Annotated in this window: 14 protein-coding genes; 8 read left to right on the forward strand and 6 right to left on the reverse strand. The window is 69.0% G+C overall.

Features of this window, described 5'->3' with window-relative positions:
• The first annotated feature begins 10 nt into the window (after positions 1 to 10).
• The 8 genes from AC1RL8_RS26465 to AC1RL8_RS26500 all read left to right on the forward strand — a co-directional run bounded on the left by AC1RL8_RS26465 (position 11) and on the right by AC1RL8_RS26500 (position 10943).
• Positions 11 to 862, forward strand: coding sequence for a class I fructose-bisphosphate aldolase (locus tag AC1RL8_RS26465; RefSeq protein WP_070063426.1), 852 nt, complete (start codon positions 11 to 13; stop codon positions 860 to 862).
• Between the two features lie 211 nt (positions 863 to 1073).
• Positions 1074 to 5795 carry an Ig-like domain-containing protein gene (locus AC1RL8_RS26470; RefSeq protein WP_492686661.1) on the forward strand — a complete coding sequence of 1574 codons (4722 nt, stop codon included), beginning with the start codon at positions 1074 to 1076 and terminating at the stop codon, positions 5793 to 5795.
• 145 nt (positions 5796 to 5940) lie between these two features.
• Positions 5941 to 6180 (forward strand): F0F1 ATP synthase subunit C, encoded by a 240-nt coding sequence (atpE, locus tag AC1RL8_RS26475; protein WP_062476044.1) that lies wholly within the window; start codon positions 5941 to 5943, stop codon positions 6178 to 6180.
• Between the two features lie 157 nt (positions 6181 to 6337).
• On the forward strand, positions 6338 to 7543 hold the full coding sequence (locus AC1RL8_RS26480) for an ABC transporter substrate-binding protein (RefSeq protein ID WP_492686660.1): 1206 nt from the start codon (positions 6338 to 6340) through the stop codon (positions 7541 to 7543).
• Between the two features lie 16 nt (positions 7544 to 7559).
• Positions 7560 to 8480 (forward strand): branched-chain amino acid ABC transporter permease, encoded by a 921-nt coding sequence (locus AC1RL8_RS26485; RefSeq protein ID WP_062476050.1) that lies wholly within the window; start codon positions 7560 to 7562, stop codon positions 8478 to 8480.
• On the forward strand, positions 8477 to 9466 hold the full coding sequence (locus AC1RL8_RS26490; RefSeq protein ID WP_095950698.1) for a branched-chain amino acid ABC transporter permease: 990 nt from the start codon (positions 8477 to 8479) through the stop codon (positions 9464 to 9466). Before AC1RL8_RS26485 ends, AC1RL8_RS26490 begins: the two co-directional genes overlap by 4 nt.
• Positions 9463 to 10218 carry an ABC transporter ATP-binding protein gene (locus AC1RL8_RS26495; RefSeq protein ID WP_492686659.1) on the forward strand — a complete coding sequence of 252 codons (756 nt, stop codon included), beginning with the start codon at positions 9463 to 9465 and terminating at the stop codon, positions 10216 to 10218. The genes AC1RL8_RS26490 and AC1RL8_RS26495 overlap by 4 nt, the downstream gene beginning before the upstream one ends.
• On the forward strand, positions 10215 to 10943 hold the full coding sequence (locus AC1RL8_RS26500; RefSeq protein WP_062476058.1) for an ABC transporter ATP-binding protein: 729 nt from the start codon (positions 10215 to 10217) through the stop codon (positions 10941 to 10943). Before AC1RL8_RS26495 ends, AC1RL8_RS26500 begins: the two co-directional genes overlap by 4 nt.
• Positions 10944 to 10962: 19 nt before the next feature.
• Here the strand turns inward: AC1RL8_RS26500 and AC1RL8_RS26505 are convergent, their stop codons facing one another.
• From AC1RL8_RS26505 to AC1RL8_RS26530, 6 genes are all read right to left on the reverse strand, one after another.
• Entirely contained in the window at positions 10963 to 11571 is a 609-nt protein-coding gene (locus AC1RL8_RS26505) for a class I SAM-dependent methyltransferase (RefSeq protein WP_492686658.1), read from the reverse strand.
• A 17-nt stretch (positions 11572 to 11588) separates the two neighbouring features.
• Positions 11589 to 12293 carry an SDR family oxidoreductase gene (locus AC1RL8_RS26510; RefSeq protein WP_070063433.1) on the reverse strand — a complete coding sequence of 235 codons (705 nt, stop codon included), beginning with the start codon at positions 12291 to 12293 and terminating at the stop codon, positions 11589 to 11591.
• Between the two features lie 33 nt (positions 12294 to 12326).
• Positions 12327 to 12965, reverse strand: a complete 639-nt coding sequence (locus AC1RL8_RS26515) for an SMI1/KNR4 family protein (protein WP_492686657.1) — start codon at positions 12963 to 12965, stop codon at positions 12327 to 12329.
• Between the two features lie 3 nt (positions 12966 to 12968).
• The gene (locus AC1RL8_RS26520) at positions 12969 to 13577 is read right to left on the reverse strand and encodes a glutathione S-transferase (protein ID WP_492686656.1); all 609 of its coding nucleotides are present in this window, start codon (positions 13575 to 13577) and stop codon (positions 12969 to 12971) included.
• A gap of 43 nt (positions 13578 to 13620) precedes the next feature.
• Positions 13621 to 14535, reverse strand: a complete 915-nt coding sequence (locus AC1RL8_RS26525) for an acyl-CoA thioesterase (RefSeq protein WP_062476073.1) — start codon at positions 14533 to 14535, stop codon at positions 13621 to 13623.
• 96 nt (positions 14536 to 14631) lie between these two features.
• Positions 14632 to 15327, reverse strand: coding sequence for a hypothetical protein (locus AC1RL8_RS26530; RefSeq protein ID WP_492686655.1), 696 nt, complete (start codon positions 15325 to 15327; stop codon positions 14632 to 14634).
• Positions 15328 to 15357 lie beyond the last annotated feature (30 nt).

The raw sequence follows: 15357 nt of genomic DNA on the forward strand, positions 1-15357 counted from the left end.
TTTTTCCTTCATGTCGAAAGACAAGACCGCGCGGCTCAACCGCCTGCTGCACAACGGCCGCTGCCTGGACATCGCCCTGGACCACGGCGTGTGCAACGAACCCACCTTCCTGGACGGCCTGGAGGACATGCCCGGCGTGATCGACAAGCTCGTGGCCGCCAAGCCCGACGCGATTCAGCTGAACTACGGGCAGTCCGACCTGCTGCAGGACCGGCCTGGGCGCGATCGCCCCGCGCTGGTGATGCGCCTGGACATGGGCAACCCCTACAACGCCGTGCACCACCGCGTGATGTGGGCCGTGCTGCAGAACCAGGACGACCCGGTGCTGCCTGCCGTGCAGCGGGACGCGGCCTGCGTGGTCGTCAACCTGTTCATGCTGCCCGACGAGCCCGACCTGTTCCGCCAGTGCGTGCAGAACATCGCCCGCGTGCGCGCCGACTGCGATCGCTACGGCATGCCGCTCATGATCGAGCCGCTCGTGATGCAGGCGCCCACCGCCACCAGCCGCTACATGGTGGACGGCGACGCCGAGAAGATCGTCACGCTCACGCGCCTGGCGCGCGAGATGGGTGCCGACATCGTCAAGGCCGACCCCACCACCGACGCCACCGACTTCCACCGCGTGGTACAGGCCGCGCGCTGCCCCGTGCTCGTGCGCGGCGGCGGACGCGAAGACCTGCAGCAGGTGTTCGCGCGTTCGCGCGTGCTCCTGGACCAGGGCGCGGTCGGCATGGTGTACGGCCGCAACGTCTACCAGCACGCCAATCCCTCGGCGGTGGTGAGCGCACTGATGGCCATGATCCACGACGGTGCCAGCGCCGAAGCGGCCTGGAACCTCTACGAATCGGGCGGCGTGAAGTAACAGCGCCCAGGCGCTGACGTCTTCCACCCGGAAGGCGCCGGCGCCAACCAGCGGGAGAGCAAGACAGAAGAAGAAGTGGACGGCGGACAACGCATGCGTTGCCCGCCGGGGGCGCGCCTGCGCGTGCGCTTTCCCTGCAAGCGACCGAGTGAATCGAGAGAACCAAGGACAAGAGGGTTCCCTGCGAACTTCAAACAACCTGGAGGCGACGATGAAGATCCGGTATTTCCTGATGGCGTTCCTGGTGCCGTGCGTCACATTGCTGACGCATGCGGCAATCACCGGGGTCAGTCCGATGACGACCCTCAACAAGATGGCCACGGCGGCTGCCGCTGTCGTGGCCGACCCGCTCCCGCTGCAGGGGCCGGGCCTGGGCAACCTCACCTACACCTCGGCGGAACTGTTCAAGCCGGTGTCGATGATCACCAGCGCCGCGCACCCGCTCGACCCGGCGCACAGCGACGCCTACGAGGCGCGCGACGTGCCCGCCACGTACCCGGGCCGCAAGGACTACGGCATGAACGCCGGCATCATGGTCAACGGCTACTTCCTCACCTCCTTCGCGCCGGACAGCGGCCTCGGCCCCGGCGGCTTCCTGCTGTACGACGTGTCGAACCCGCGCCAGATCAGGCTCGTCAAGAAGATCTACGAACCCGATGACGCGACAGGCGGCCGCACCAAGGAATTCCGCGAGACCCATTCCTTCGGCACCGCGAAGATCGGCGGCAAGACCTACGTGGTGCTGCCCAGCATCAACGGCGTCGAGTTCTGGGACTTCACCGACATCAACGACATCAAGCAGGTGAAGAAGCTGGTGTTGCCCGGCGTCAACTCGGGCGACTACGAGAACGTGTCCTGGCAGCTGTGGTGGCAGGCGCCCTACCTGTACGTGGCCTCGGCCGGCCGGGGCATGTTCATCGTCGACGCGACGGACCCCGCGAACGCGGTGGTCGCCAACCGCGGCGCCGGCAAGCCCAACCCGGTGCCCACCGGTGAACTCGGCGGCTTCCGCCTCGGCCCGATCTTCACGATGGGCAACCACATGGTGCTGACCGCGATGGAAAGCAACGGCGGGTTCGCGAGCCTGGACATCTCCGACCCGCTCAACCCCAAGGTGCTCGATTCCATCGCCGGCGCCACGCCGTTCTATTACGCGACCTGCTTCGACGGCAAGAGCGTGCACGCCTCCGCACGCGGCAGCGGCGCCAAGATGTACAGCTACGACCTGAGCGACCGCTCGCGCTTCGTGGCCGAGGACAACCGGCTCGTCATCGACGAGCAGCTGTACTGCGCCACGCAGGACAACTACGTCATCCAGGGCGCGCAGACCCGCATCCACAAGGTGGACGTGAGCAACCCGCTCAACCACGTGGAAGTGGGCCGCGGCAGCATCCTGCGCGAGGACGACCCGAACTTCTCGCATTCGGACAACGGCCAGGTCGCGATGTTCGGCAACCTCGTCTTCGTGGGCAACGACCACGGCTCGGGCAGCGGCTTCGTCGTGCACGCGGTGGACCCCGACACCACCAAGCCCGAAGTGAAGCAGGTCTCGCCCGCCAACGGTGCGAAGCAGCAGGCCCTCAGCTCGCGCATCGGCCTGGGCATGACCGACAACATCCTGCCCGAGAGCGTGAACAGCAACACCTTCATCGTGCGTCCGGTGGGCGGCAACACGCTGGCGGGCACCTACAGCGTGCAGCTGGGCATCGTCAACTTCCATCCCGCGCAGCCGCTGCTGCCGGGCACCAGCTATGAGGTGTTCCTGCCGGCCAACGGCGTGAAGGACTATGCGGGCAACGCCATCGGCGCCGACTACCGCTCCACCTTCAACACCGGCAACGCCAGCGACATCAACCTGATGCACCACTGGCCGCTGACGGGCAACCTGGGCGACCAGATCGGCGCCAACAACGGCACGCCCGCCACCGGCGACGCGTTCGAGAGCATCGGCCTGAACTTCGCGAACCGCACCGCCGGCGTGCCGCTGAAGAACGACACCGTGGCCAGCGCGCTGGGTAGCACCGCCTCGCTGAGCTTCTACATGAAGACCACGCAGGCCGGCGCCGCCAACTCGTGGACCGCGCCCGGCATCTTCGGTCGCGACCAGTCGGGCGGCACCGACGACGTGTTCTGGGGCTGGCTGGACACCGGCGGGCGCATCAAGCTCTCGGTGGGCAATGACGGCGGCACCACCTCCACCGCGGCCGTGAACGACGGCAACTGGCACCACGTCGTGCTCACGCGCGACGCGGCCTCGGGCGCGCAGGCGGTGTACGTCGACGGCGTGAAGACCACGTCGACCGGCCCGACCGGCACCAAGGGCCTGTCGACCAAGTTCCAGGTCATGGGCCAGATCCAGGGCAACACCGCGCTCTTCAAGGGCACGCTGGCCGAGGTGCGCGTGTACGGCCGCGTGCTCGGCCAGGCCGAGGTGGACACGCTGCGCGGCCAGGCCATCATCGGCGACCCGGGCCTGGGCGGCGGGCCCAAGCTGGTCAACGGCCAGCTGAGCTTCAACCCCGCGACGCTCGGCGCCAGCGGCGTGCAGTTCCGCTGGAACTTCGGCAACGGCACGCAGACGGCGTTCTCGAACCAGCCGAACACCAGCTACACCTACACCACCCCCGGCCACTACACGGTGACCCTGACGGTGAAGGACAGCAGCGGCCGCGAGACCTACTACACCTACAACGTGACCGTCATCGCGCCGGTCACCGCGACCGCGCCCACGCACACGACCAACATCGCGGGCGATGCGAGCCGGGTGTACTCGGTGAACCCCGACAGCGGCACGGTGGCCGCCATCGACGCGCAGACCCTCGCCAAGCTGTGGGAAGTGCGCGTCGGCGACGAGGCCAAGACGCTGGCCGTGGGCCCCGACGGCCGCATCTGGGTCGCGGTGCAGGGCGAGGACAAGCTGGTGGCGCTCAACGCCGCCGACGGCTCGCAGTCGGTGTCGATCCCGCTGGCCTACGGCAGCGGCCCCTACGGCGTGGCCTTCACGCCCAACGGCGCCAAGGGCCTGCTCACGCTGGAAAGCAAGTCGGTGCTCATGAGCTTCGACCCCAGCAACGGCGCCACCACCGGCGCGCTGGCGCTCGAGGGCGGCGTGCGCGGCATCGCCGTGAGCGCCGACTCGCAGGTGGCCTACGTCACGCGCTTCAAGTCGAAGATGACGGGCGGCCAGCTGCACAAGGTCAACCTGCAGTCGCTGACCGCGCTGCAGACCATCCCGCTGCCGGTGGACACCACGACCGTCGACACCGAGAGCCGTGCGCGCGGCGTGGCCAACTACCTGAGCCAGGTGGTGATCTCGCCCGACGGTTCGCGCGCCGTGCTGCCTTCGAAGAAGGACAACATCGTGCGCGGCCGCTTCCGCGACGGCAAGGACCTGCCGCACGACCAGACGGTGCGCTCGATCCTTTCGCAGGTGAACCTGCAGGGCGCCGCCGAGGTGTTCTCCGAGCAGATCGACTTCGACGACCGCGCCCCCGCGCGCGCCGCGCTGTATTCGCCGGCCGGCGACTACCTGTTCGTGGCGCAGATGGAAGGCAACCGCGTCGCCATCGTCGACAGCTACACCCGCGCGATTCGCGGCGAGATCAACGCCAGCAGCGCCCCGCACGGCCTGTACCTGGACGCGGCGCGCAAGCGGTTGTTCGTGAACAACTTCCTGGCGCGCTCGGTGTCGGTGCACGACGTGGCGAAGGTGCTGTCGGCCGAGACCAACGCGGCGATCTTCCTGCAGAACGTGGCCACCGTGGCGCAGGAGCCGATGGCGGCCGCGGCGCTGCGCGGCAAGCAGGTGTTCTACAACGCGGCCGACCGGCGCATGAGCAAGGACAACTACATCTCCTGCGCCAGCTGCCACGCGGACGGCGGCGACGACGGCATGGTGTGGGACTTCACCCAGCGCGGCGAAGGCCTGCGCCGCACCATCAGCCTGCAGGGGCGGCGCGGCACCAGCCACGGCAAGTTGCACTGGACGGCCAACTTCGACGAAGTGCAGGACTTCGAGAACGACATCCGCAACGAGTTCGGCGGCACCGGCTTCCTGAGCAACGCCGACTGGGCCGCCACGCAGGCCCCGCTGGGCGCCCCGAAGGCCGGCAAGAGCGCGCAGCTGGACGACCTGGCCGTGTACCTGGGTTCGCTCAACAAGTACATGCGCAGCCCGGCGCGCGCCGCGGACGGCAGCCTGAGCGTGGACGCGGTGCGCGGACAGACCGTGTTCAACACGGCCCAGTGCGCCACCTGCCACACGGGTGCCACCTTCCGCGACGGGTTGCGGCACGACGTGGGGACCATCCAGGCCTCGTCGGGCAAGGGCAGCAACCAGCCGCTGGCGGGCGTGGGCTTCGACACGCCGACCCTGTCGGGCACCTGGAACACCACCGCGTTCTTCCACAACGGCCAGGCGGCCACGCTGCAGGACCTGCTCGCGGGCGGCCACGGCAACGCGTCCAGCCTGCCGGCGAACGACGTGGTGGCGCTGCGCGAGTACGTGCGCTCGCAGGACACCGCCCCGGCGGTGGTCACGCGGCTGCGCTCCGACCTCAACCCGACGATGTGCGTGAACATCAAGGGCGCCTCGACCACCAGCGGCGCGACGGCGGTGCAATGGCCGTGCGGCAACGCGGGCAACGAGAAGTTCACCATGACGCCCGTCACCGGCGGCTACGTGCAGTTCATCGCCGAGCACAGCGGCCTGTGCCTGGCACAGAACGGCACGGCGACCACGAACGCGGCCGTGGTGCAGGTGGCCTGCTCGTCGGGCAACACGGCGCAGTGGAGCCTGGTGGGCGGCACGGTGCGCAACCGCGCCTCGGGCTCGTGCCTGGACGTGCCGAACGGCTCGACCACGCAGGACACGGCGCTGATCACCTGGACCTGCAACGGCGGCAACAACCAGAACTGGACGCAGCTGCCCTAAGCCCTTCGCTTCGCGCCTGACCCCAGGCCGGCCGTTTCGACGGCCGGCCTTTTTTTCGTCTGGCGCATGACCTCCCGCGTCATGGATTCGATGCACCCGTTCTGGAACAGTGGGTCCATCGATTCATCAACCAGGAGAAAAAACCATGACCGGCTTCAACATCCTCCCGCTCGCCGTCGCCCTGTTGATCGGCATTGCCGCACTGGGGTCGTGCATCGGCATCGCGCTGGTGGGCCAGAAGTTTCTCGAAGGCACGACGCGCCAGCCCGAGCTGGTCGACACGCTGCAGACCAAGTTCTTCCTGGTCGCAGGCGTGACCGACGGGGCCTTCATCATCGCAACGGGCATCGGCCTCTGGTTCGCCACCGCAAGTCCGTTCGGTTGACGTTTGCGTAACCTTTCGCGAGGGTCCGGCGCGGCGAAGGCGACACGGTTCACTGGCACCATTCGTGCTAGTACCGTTGACACCGAATTGTTTACGGCTAAAGTATTTAACTATCAACAGTTCAGTTGTCTCAACCCTTCCCTAGCCGGAGAACCCGATGCGCCCCACGTTCCTGAAATCGCCCGCGCTGCCGCGCACCCTGATCTCGCTGCTGCTGTGCGGCGCCGCCCTCGGGGCCTCGGTGTCGGCCGTGGCCGCGCCGGTCAAGGTGGGTTTGGCCCTTGACATCTCGGGGCCTTTCGCAGCCCTGGGCGCCGAGGCGCGTGACGGCTTCGCGCTGGGCATCAAGCAGCTGAACGGCAAGCTCGGCGGGCAGGACGTGGAGTTCGTGCAGGCCGACATGGCCGGCAGCCCCGACCAGGCCAAGCAGCTGGTCGACCGCATGATCCAGCGCGACAAGATCGACATCTTCAGCGGCCCCATCGGCTCCAATGTGGCGCTGGCCGTGGGCCCGACGCTGTTCAACGCCAAGGTGCCGTACCTGTCGGCCAACGCCGGCCCGAGCCAGTTCGCCGGCGCGCAGTGCAGCCCCTACTTCTTCGGCACCGCCTACCAGAACGACCAGTTCCACGAGGCCGCCGGCAAGTTCGCGCAGGACCGCGCCTTCAAGAAGATCGTGCTCATCGCCCCCAACTACCCGGCCGGCAAGGATGCCCTGGGCGGCTTCAAGCGCCAGTTCAAGGGCCAGGTGGCCGACGAGCTGTACACCAAGCTGGGCCAGATCGACTACGCCGCCGAGCTCGCGCAGCTGCGCGCGGCCAAGCCCGACTCGATCTACTTCTTCCTGCCCGGCGCGATGGGTATCAACTTCATCAAGCAGTTCGTGGGCGCGGGCCTGTCCAAGGACATCACGCTCGTCACCAGCGGCTTCTCGGCCGACGAAGACGTGATCGGCGCCGTGGGCGAGCCCATGCTCGGCCTGTTCAACACCTCGCACTGGGCGCACGACCTGGACAACGCCGCCAACAAGGCCTTCGTGGCCGCCTTCCGCAAGGAATACAACGGCCGCTACCCGTCGGTGTACGCCGCGCAGGCCTATGACGCGATCCTCGCGATGGACGCCGCCGTGAAGCAATCGGGTGGCAACGCGCAGAACCGCGAGGCCGTGGTCGCCGCCCTGAAGAAGGCCAACTACGCCTCGACGCGCGGCACCTTCAAGTACGCGAACAACCACTTCCCCATCGAGAACTTCTACCTGCGCGTGATCGGCAAGGACGCGCAAGGCAAGGTGACGAACAAGCTGATCAACACCGTGCTGACAAGCTACGGCGACAGCTACGCCAGCAAGTGCAACATGAAGTGATGCGGCTCGTCTTTTCATGAGCGGCATCCTCGTCCTCGAGCAATTGCTCAACGGCATCGGCTACGGCCTGATGCTCTTTCTTCTGGCGGCGGGCCTCACGCTGGTGTTCGGCATCATGGACGTGCTGAACCTGGCGCACGGCTCGCTGTTCATGGCCGGCGCCTACGTGGCGGCCGAGGCGCACACGCGCACCGGCTCGTTCGCCGCCGCCATCGTGGTGGCGGTACTCGTCACCGTGGTGGTGGCGCTGCTCATCGAGGTGCTGCTGATGCGCCGCCTCTACAAGCGCGACCACCTGGCGCAGGTGCTCGCCACCTTCGGCGTGATCCTGGTGGCCGACGACATCGTCAAGATGATCTGGGGCCCCTCGCCCGTGATGGCACCCACGCCGGCCGCGCTTTCGGGCCCGGTCGAGCTGATGGACGGCCTGCCCTACCCCTCGTACCGCCTCGTGGTGCTCGCGGGCGGCCTGCTGATGGCGCTGGCGCTGTACGTGCTGGTGAACCACACGCGCATCGGCATGCGGGTGCGCGCGGGGGCGTCCGACCGGCCGATGGCCGAGCTGATGGGCGTGCGCGTGGGCCGCATCTTCAATGGCGTGTTCCTGCTCGGTGCAGCACTCGCTGCACTGGCCGGCGCACTCATGGGCCCGATCGTCGCGGTGCAGGTGGGCATGGGCGAGGCCATCCTGATCCCGGCGCTGGTGGTGCTGGTGATCGGCGGCATCGGCTCAGTGCGCGGCGCCTTCGTGGCCGCGCTGCTGGTCGGCGTGGTCGACACCATCGGCCGCGCCTTCGTGCCGATGCTGCTGCGCGCCACGCTGCCGCCCGCCACGGCGGCCGACCTGGGGCCGCTGTTCGCCGAGGTGGCGATGTACGCGCTCATGGTCGTCGTCCTGATCTTCCGGCCTTCCGGCCTCTTCTCCGCCCGCGCATGAAACCCTCGTCACGCACCTTCGGCCTCGGGCTGCTCCTCGTGGCGCTCGCGGCCTTTCCGCTGGTCGCGCCGCTGTTCGGGCTCGACTTCTACATCGGCTTCGTGCGGCGCGTGCTCGTCGTCGCGCTGGCCGCCGCGAGCCTGAACTTCATCCTCGGTTTCGGCGGCATGGTGGCGCTCGGGCATGCGGGCTTCATCGGCATGGGCGCCTACACGGTGGTGGCGCTCAGCGACGCCGGCGTGATGTCGGCCTGGATCCTGTGGCCGCTGGCCGCGCTGGTGGCCGGCCTCGTCGCCGCGCTGATCGGCACGGTGGCGCTGCGCACGCGCGGCGTGTACTTCATCATGACCACGCTGGCCTTCGCGCAGATGCTGTACTTCGTCGTCGTGTCGCTGCGCAAGTACGGCGGCGACGACGGCTACACGCTCATGTCGCGCCCCACGCTGCTGCCGGGCCTGGACCTGGGCAACGAGTCGACCTTCTACTGGGTGGTGCTCGTGGTGGTGGCGCTCGCGCTGTGGTGGCTGCACCGCGCCACGCAGGCGCGCTTCGGCCATGCGTTGATGGGCATCCGCGACAACGAGACGCGCATGCGCGCGCTGGGCTACCCGGTGTTCCGGCTGCAGCTCGTCGCCTTTGCCATCGCGGGCGCGATCGCCGGGCTGGCTGGCGCGCTGCTGGCCGGCGGCAACGGCTTCGTGAGCCCGGCGACCATGCACTGGACGCAGTCGGCCACGCTGGTGGTGATGGTCGTCATCGGTGGTCTGGGCCGCAGCTGGGGCGGGCCGGTGGGCGCCGTGGTCTGGCTGGTGCTGGAGGAAGCGCTCAAGCAGCACACCGAACACTGGCACATGCCGCTGGGCCTGCTGCTGATCGCCGTCGCCCTCTGGGCCCCGCGCGGCCTGGCCGCACTGTCGACGAAACGCCGCACGGTCGCAGCAGCAGCGGCTTCCGCTGCAACGGCCGCAGGGAGCGCCAAGCCATGAGCCTGTTCAGAATCGAAGGGTTGGTCAAGCGCTTCGGCGGCCTGCTGGCGACCGACCATGTGAACCTCACGGTGGAGCGCGGCGAAGTGCATGCGCTCATCGGCCCCAATGGCGCGGGCAAGACCACGCTGGTGAACCTCATCACCGGCCTGCTGGAGGCCGACGCGGGCCGGCTGATGCTCGACGGGCAGGACATCACGGCCTACAAGGACCACCAGCGCGTGGCCGCCGGCATGTCGCGCTGCTTCCAGGTGACGCGCGTGTTCGCCAAGGAAACGGTGCACGACAACCTGATGCTCGCGGCGCAGGCCCATGCAGGGAGCAGCCTGCGTTTCCTGGCACCGCGTGCGAACGAACGCAACCTCGTCGACCGTGCCCACGCACTGGCCGACCGCGTGGGCCTGGGCAGCGAGCGCCACCGCATCGCGGGCACGTTGCCGCACGGCGCGCAGCGCGCGCTCGACGTGGCCTTGGCGCTGGCCGCCGAACCCAAGCTGCTGCTGCTCGACGAGCCGATGGCCGGCATGGGCCCCGACGAGTCGGCGCGCATGGTCGATCTCATCGAATCGCTGCGCGCCTCGATGGCCATCCTCCTCATCGAGCACGACATGGACGCCGTGTTCCGCCTCGCCAACCGGCTCACGGTGCTGGTGCAGGGCAAGGTGCTGATGAGCGGCACGGCCGACGAAGTGCGGGGCCACCCCGATGTGCAAGCCGTGTACCTCGGCACCGAAGCAGAAGGACACGCATGAGCACGACGACCACGACATCCACCCTGCTCGAGGCCACCGCCATCGAAGCCGGCTACGGCGCCAGCCAGGTGCTGTTCGGCATCGACGTGCGCGTCGGTGCGGGCGAAGTGATGGCGCTGCTGGGCCGCAACGGCATGGGCAAGAGCACGCTGCTGAAGGTGCTGACCGGCACGATCGCGCCGATGCGCGGCGGCGTGCAGTTCTGCGGCGCGGCCATCGGCGGCCACCGGCCCGACGCCATCGCGCGGCGCGGCATGGCCATCGTGCCCGAGGGGCGCCATGTGTTTCCCAACCTCAGCGTGGACGAGCACCTGCGCGCCTTCGCACGGCCCCGGCCCGGCAGCGCGCCGCGCTGGACCGTGGAGGCGCTGTACAAGCTCTTTCCGCGCCTGTCGGAGCGCAAGGCCAACGCGGGCAACCAGCTCTCGGGCGGCGAGCAGCAGATGCTGGCCATTGCGCGCGCGCTGTCAACGCACCCGCGCCTGCTGATCCTGGACGAAGCCACCGAAGGCCTGGCGCCGGTGATCCGCGAGGAGATCTGGCACTGCATCGCCACGCTGAAGTCGGAAGGCGAGGCGATCCTCGTGGTCGACAAGTACGTGCAGCGCCTGCTGCCGCTGGCCGACCGCCACGTGATCCTCGAACGCGGGCGCGTGGTGTGGCAGGGCGACTCGGCCGCGCTCGATGCCGACCGGTCGCTGTGGACGCGCTACCTGGGCGTGTAAGCCTTCGCTCGCTCGTCCGCTAGCGCGGACGGCACGCCAGGAAGTTGGCCCACGTTACGTCGTCGCGGCCGATCCACTGGCTGCCCCATTGCAGGTCAAGGCCCGCCGCAGCCAGCGCGTCGGCGAACGCGTCTTTCGCCCAGTACACGGTCTGGTAGTCGCCGAGGGTCTCGCCTTCGCCGATGCGCATGGCCGCGAGGAAAACCCCGCCGGGCGCGAGCGCGTCGAACACCTTGCGCAGCACCGGCGCGATCTGCGCGCGATCGACATGGATCAGCACGCACATCGCCAGGACCGCGTCGTAGGGCCCGCCCAGCGCATCCGTGACGACATTGAGCAGCTCGCCCTTCTTGCCGCGCTCGGCCTGCAGGTCGAGAAACGCCTGGACCGCATCGGTGCGCCTCACGACCCCGCCCAGGGATTCGACGAGATCGGCGTCCTGCCCCGACCCGGAACCGATCTCGAGCACGGTGCCGCCGGCGGGCACGCGCTGCATCATGCGGCGCACCGCCTCCTCGATCTCGGGCGGCCGGTGGCCCGCGACGATCGCGTTGTAGTCGCGCGCGGACGCTTCGTAGGACGCAAGGGTGCGGTCCATGTGCTGGCGCACCGGGGCGGGGACGGTCATGGGCGCCGTGGCCGGGTTCAGACCGAGCGCGTGATGCCGCCGTCCACGCGCAGGTTCTGCCCCGTGATGTAGCCCGCGCCCTCGGAGGCCAGGAAGCCGATGGTGGCGGCGATCTCGGCGCTGCGGCCGTAGCGGCCCATGGGGATGCGTTCGCGGAACACTTCTTTCTCGGGCAGGCTGTCGATGAAGCCGGGCAGCACGTTGTTCATGCGCACGTTGTGCTTGGCGTACTGGTCGGCGAAGAGCTTGGTGAAGGCCGCGAGGCCGGCACGGAACACGCCCGAGGTCGGGAACACCGGGTCGGGCTCGAAGGCGGCGAAGGTCGAGATGTTGATGATCGCGCCGCCGCCCTGCTTCACCATGTGCGGCGCCACGAGGCGCGCGGGGCGCACGGCGCTCAGGAAGTAGACGTCCATGCCGCGGTGCCAGTCGTCGTCGCTGATCTCCAGGATGGGCGCGCGCGGGCCGTGGCCGGCGCTGTTCACGAGCACGTCGATGCGGCCCCATTCGGCGATGACCTTGTCCACGAGGCGCTGGATGTCGTCGTTCGACTGGTTGGAGCCGGTCACGCCAAGGCCGCCGAGTTCCTGCGCCAGCGCCTCGCCCTTGCCCGACGAGGACAGGATGGCCACGCGAAAGCCGTCGTCCGCGAGCTTGCGGGCCGCGGCGGCGCCCATGCCGCTGCCGCCGGCGGTGACGATGGCTACTTTCTGATCTGACATGGTGGGTTCCTCCTTCGGATGAAACCCCGTAGCCTACCCCTCGATGTCCCAGCGCGCTTTCACGGGGAAAGGCGCGCTGTCCTGCAGGGTGAAGCGCTTCAGGTCTTCCTCGAACTCGGCCTGCGGCATCAGCGAGGGCACCTGCTCGGGCCTGGCGCGCGGGCCCGTCTTGAAGGGCCGCGACACCAGCGGCTGCCGGCTCAGCGCCTGCAGGTAGGCGGCGGTTTCCGTGTCGTCCATGAAAGCCGTGACGGTGGCCACGTCGGCCGCGATGCGCTCGGCCATCTCGGGCTCGGACAGGTCCCAGTCGCTGAGGTAGCTCAGGTCGACAAAGGCTTCCAGGAACTTCGCGCAGACGAAATCGGCGAACGAGCCGTGGCCCACGCTGCTTTCCTCGTCGTCGTGCCACACGAAGGCCACGCCCACGGCGCCGCCGTCCAGCGGCACGAGGCAGTAGGCGTCGCCCGCGCCCGATTGCGCAAAGGGCAGGAAGCTGCGGCCGTCCTGCCACTTGGCGTCGAGCCATTCATCGAGGTCGTTGGCCGCCTGTTCGGCGTCCAGCCACTCGAAGTCGGGAAAGCCGACCAGATCCGGCGGCCCGCTGGCGAGGAGCTGTTGCAGCAGCGGGGGAATTTCGATGCCGGTGCGGCGCGAGAGATCGTCGAACGTCATCGCTCAGGCCGTCGGCAACGTGGCCTGCATCGACGGCCGGTGGTTGAACACGGCGAACCACTTCGCGCTGTTCGGCGCCTGGGCGCGCCAGTCCACCGAGGGAAAGCGGAAGTCCATGTAGCCCAGCGCGCAGCCGAAGGCGATGGTGCCGATGTCGACGCGATCGCCGAACGACGGCGCCGCCGCTTCCAGCCACTCGAGGCCGGTGCGCACCTTGTCGAGCTGGCCGTCGGTCCAGTCGCTCCAGCGCAGCGCTTCGGGGCGCAGCATGGTCTCGTAGCGCGCGAGCAGCGCGGCGCCGGTCATGCCGTCGGCCAATGACAGCTCGGTCAGGCGCGCCCAGCGCGCGGGCCCGCTGGCCGGGAACAGGCCGCCGGCGTGCGTGGTGTCGAGGTACTCGCAGATCACGCGGCTGTCGAACAGCGCCTGGCCGTCGTCGGTGAGAAAGGTCGGCACCTGGCCCAGCGGGTTGGTCGGCAGGATGCGGGCGTCGCGCTTCACCGGGCCGGCCGCGCTGGGCAGCTTCTCGATGCGGTCGGCCACGCCCAGCTCGTGGGCCACGACCATGCACTTGCGCACGAAGGGAGACGCGGGAGAGAAGAAGATCTTCATGGCCAGGGTGAACGAGTGGATGTTGAAAAAAGAGGCGGGACTTTCAGCCCGTGATCGGCGTGCGCGGCGATCCCGGCTTGCGGATGCGCAGCATGCCCTCTTGCGCCGCCGAGGCCACGAGGCGGCCGTCGCGCGTGTAGAGGCTGCCGCGGCACAGGCCGCGCGCGCCGCCCGCGCTGGGCGAGTCGACCACGTAGAGCAGCCAGTCGTCGAAGCGGAAATCGCGGTGGAACCACATCGCGTGGTCCAGGCTGGCGGGGCGCACCTGGCCGCTCATGAAGCTCAGGCCGTGCGGCAGCATCGCGGCGCGCAGCAGGCCGTGGTCGGAGGCGTAGGCCAGCAGCGCGCGGTGCACCGTCAGGTCGTCGGGCAGCGGCGCGATGGCGCGCATCCAGATGGCGCTCTGGTTCTCGGTGGGGCGCACTTCGGGCCGCAGCAGGTCTTCGGGATCGACGCGCCGGTACTCGATGCCGTGCGGCTGGATGGCCTTGGAGCGCCAGGGCTCGGGCAGGCGGTCGCCGAGCGCGATGCGCTGGTCGAGTTCGCTGGTCAGGCCCTCGGGGCCTTCGACGGCGGGCATGGGGAACTGGTGCTCGACGCCCTCGTCCACGGTCTGGAACGAGGCCGACATCTCGAAAATGATGCGGTCCTGCTGGCGCGCCACCACATGGCGCGTGGTGAAGCTGCGGCCGTCGCGCACGCGGTCGACGCTGTACTCGATGGGCGCGTGCTCGCCGGGCAGCAGGAAGTAGGCGTGCATCGAATGCACCGGGCGCTCGGCGCCCACCGTGAGGCTGGCGGCCATGAGCGACTGGCCGAGCACCTGGCCGCCGAAGACGGCGGGCGTGCCGATGTCCTCGCTCTGAGCCAGGAAGCGGTCGCCGCCCAGGGGTTCGAGCTGCATGAGGGCGACGAGGTCGGCAACGAGGCGGGCGGCAAGGACGGGTTCGGGGGTCATCGGGGGGAAGGGATTCGGCGCAGAAAAGCAATCCACGACGATAGCAAAGGCCGGGCCCGCGCGCTGTCGCGGCCCGGTCAGCAGCGCCCGGCGGGCCTACTTGAAGAAGCAGATGTCCAGCATCAGGCGCAGGCTGCAGCCGTGATCGGTGCCGCCATCCACCATGCGTACCGGCACGCCGCCCAGCAGCATCACGCCGTCGGCGCCGTACGCCAGCGGCGAACGCGCGGCCTGGCTGAAGGGGCCGCTGAGCGTTTCCTGCTCGACGTACTTCAGGTACTGGCGCCGCGAGAAATCGACCGTGTCGGCCGACTTCAGCGCCACCGCCGCGTAGCGCTTGCCGTAGACCGTGCCGAAGTAGCGCAGCACCGGCCCGGTGCGGTCGCCGTACTTCACCTCGGCCTTCGCGAAACCGGTCTGGACGAGGAAGTTGCGGTCCTCGGGGGTCAGGTCGGCGTCGAAGGCCATCAGCACGTACTGGCCTTCGAAGCTCTGGTTGCGCGCCACCTTCAGTTCGCCGATGAGCGCGGGCGTGACCTTGGTGCGGCCGTCCCAGCGCAGCAGCGCGGCCACGGACGGGTCGCCGTCGAACACGTAGTGGTACTTGTCGCCGGCGATGGCGACCTTGCGGCCGTCCTTGGCCGCGACGAAGCTCAGCACGCGGTCCTTGCCGTGGACGGGGTCGCCCTCGGGGGTGCTGGCGCAGCCCACCTGCAGCAGGCCGAAGGCGGCGCAGGCCAGCGCCAGGAAGAGCCGACGCGCGGGGGTCGACAGCGAAGAAGAAAGAGGCACGGTGTGTCCGGGGTTCGAGTTCATCCAGCC

It is taken from the genome of Variovorax sp. GW822-FHT04E09, from assembly GCF_058800845.1.

Coding starts and splice junctions, on each gene's coding strand:
- AC1RL8_RS26500 (WP_062476058.1), top strand. CDS start 10,215: ATGAGCACGACGACCACGACATCCACCCTGCTCGAGGCCACCGCCATC.
- AC1RL8_RS26490 (WP_095950698.1), top strand. CDS start 8,477: ATGAAACCCTCGTCACGCACCTTCGGCCTCGGGCTGCTCCTCGTGGCG.
- AC1RL8_RS26515 (WP_492686657.1), bottom strand. CDS start 12,965: ATGACGTTCGACGATCTCTCGCGCCGCACCGGCATCGAAATTCCCCCG.
- AC1RL8_RS26525 (WP_062476073.1), bottom strand. CDS start 14,535: ATGACCCCCGAACCCGTCCTTGCCGCCCGCCTCGTTGCCGACCTCGTC.
- AC1RL8_RS26465 (WP_070063426.1), top strand. CDS start 11: ATGTCGAAAGACAAGACCGCGCGGCTCAACCGCCTGCTGCACAACGGC.
- AC1RL8_RS26520 (WP_492686656.1), bottom strand. CDS start 13,577: ATGAAGATCTTCTTCTCTCCCGCGTCTCCCTTCGTGCGCAAGTGCATG.
- AC1RL8_RS26485 (WP_062476050.1), top strand. CDS start 7,560: ATGAGCGGCATCCTCGTCCTCGAGCAATTGCTCAACGGCATCGGCTAC.
- AC1RL8_RS26495 (WP_492686659.1), top strand. CDS start 9,463: ATGAGCCTGTTCAGAATCGAAGGGTTGGTCAAGCGCTTCGGCGGCCTG.
- AC1RL8_RS26505 (WP_492686658.1), bottom strand. CDS start 11,571: ATGACCGTCCCCGCCCCGGTGCGCCAGCACATGGACCGCACCCTTGCG.
- AC1RL8_RS26470 (WP_492686661.1), top strand. CDS start 1,074: ATGAAGATCCGGTATTTCCTGATGGCGTTCCTGGTGCCGTGCGTCACA.
- AC1RL8_RS26510 (WP_070063433.1), bottom strand. CDS start 12,293: ATGTCAGATCAGAAAGTAGCCATCGTCACCGCCGGCGGCAGCGGCATG.
- AC1RL8_RS26480 (WP_492686660.1), top strand. CDS start 6,338: ATGCGCCCCACGTTCCTGAAATCGCCCGCGCTGCCGCGCACCCTGATC.
- atpE (WP_062476044.1), top strand. CDS start 5,941: ATGACCGGCTTCAACATCCTCCCGCTCGCCGTCGCCCTGTTGATCGGC.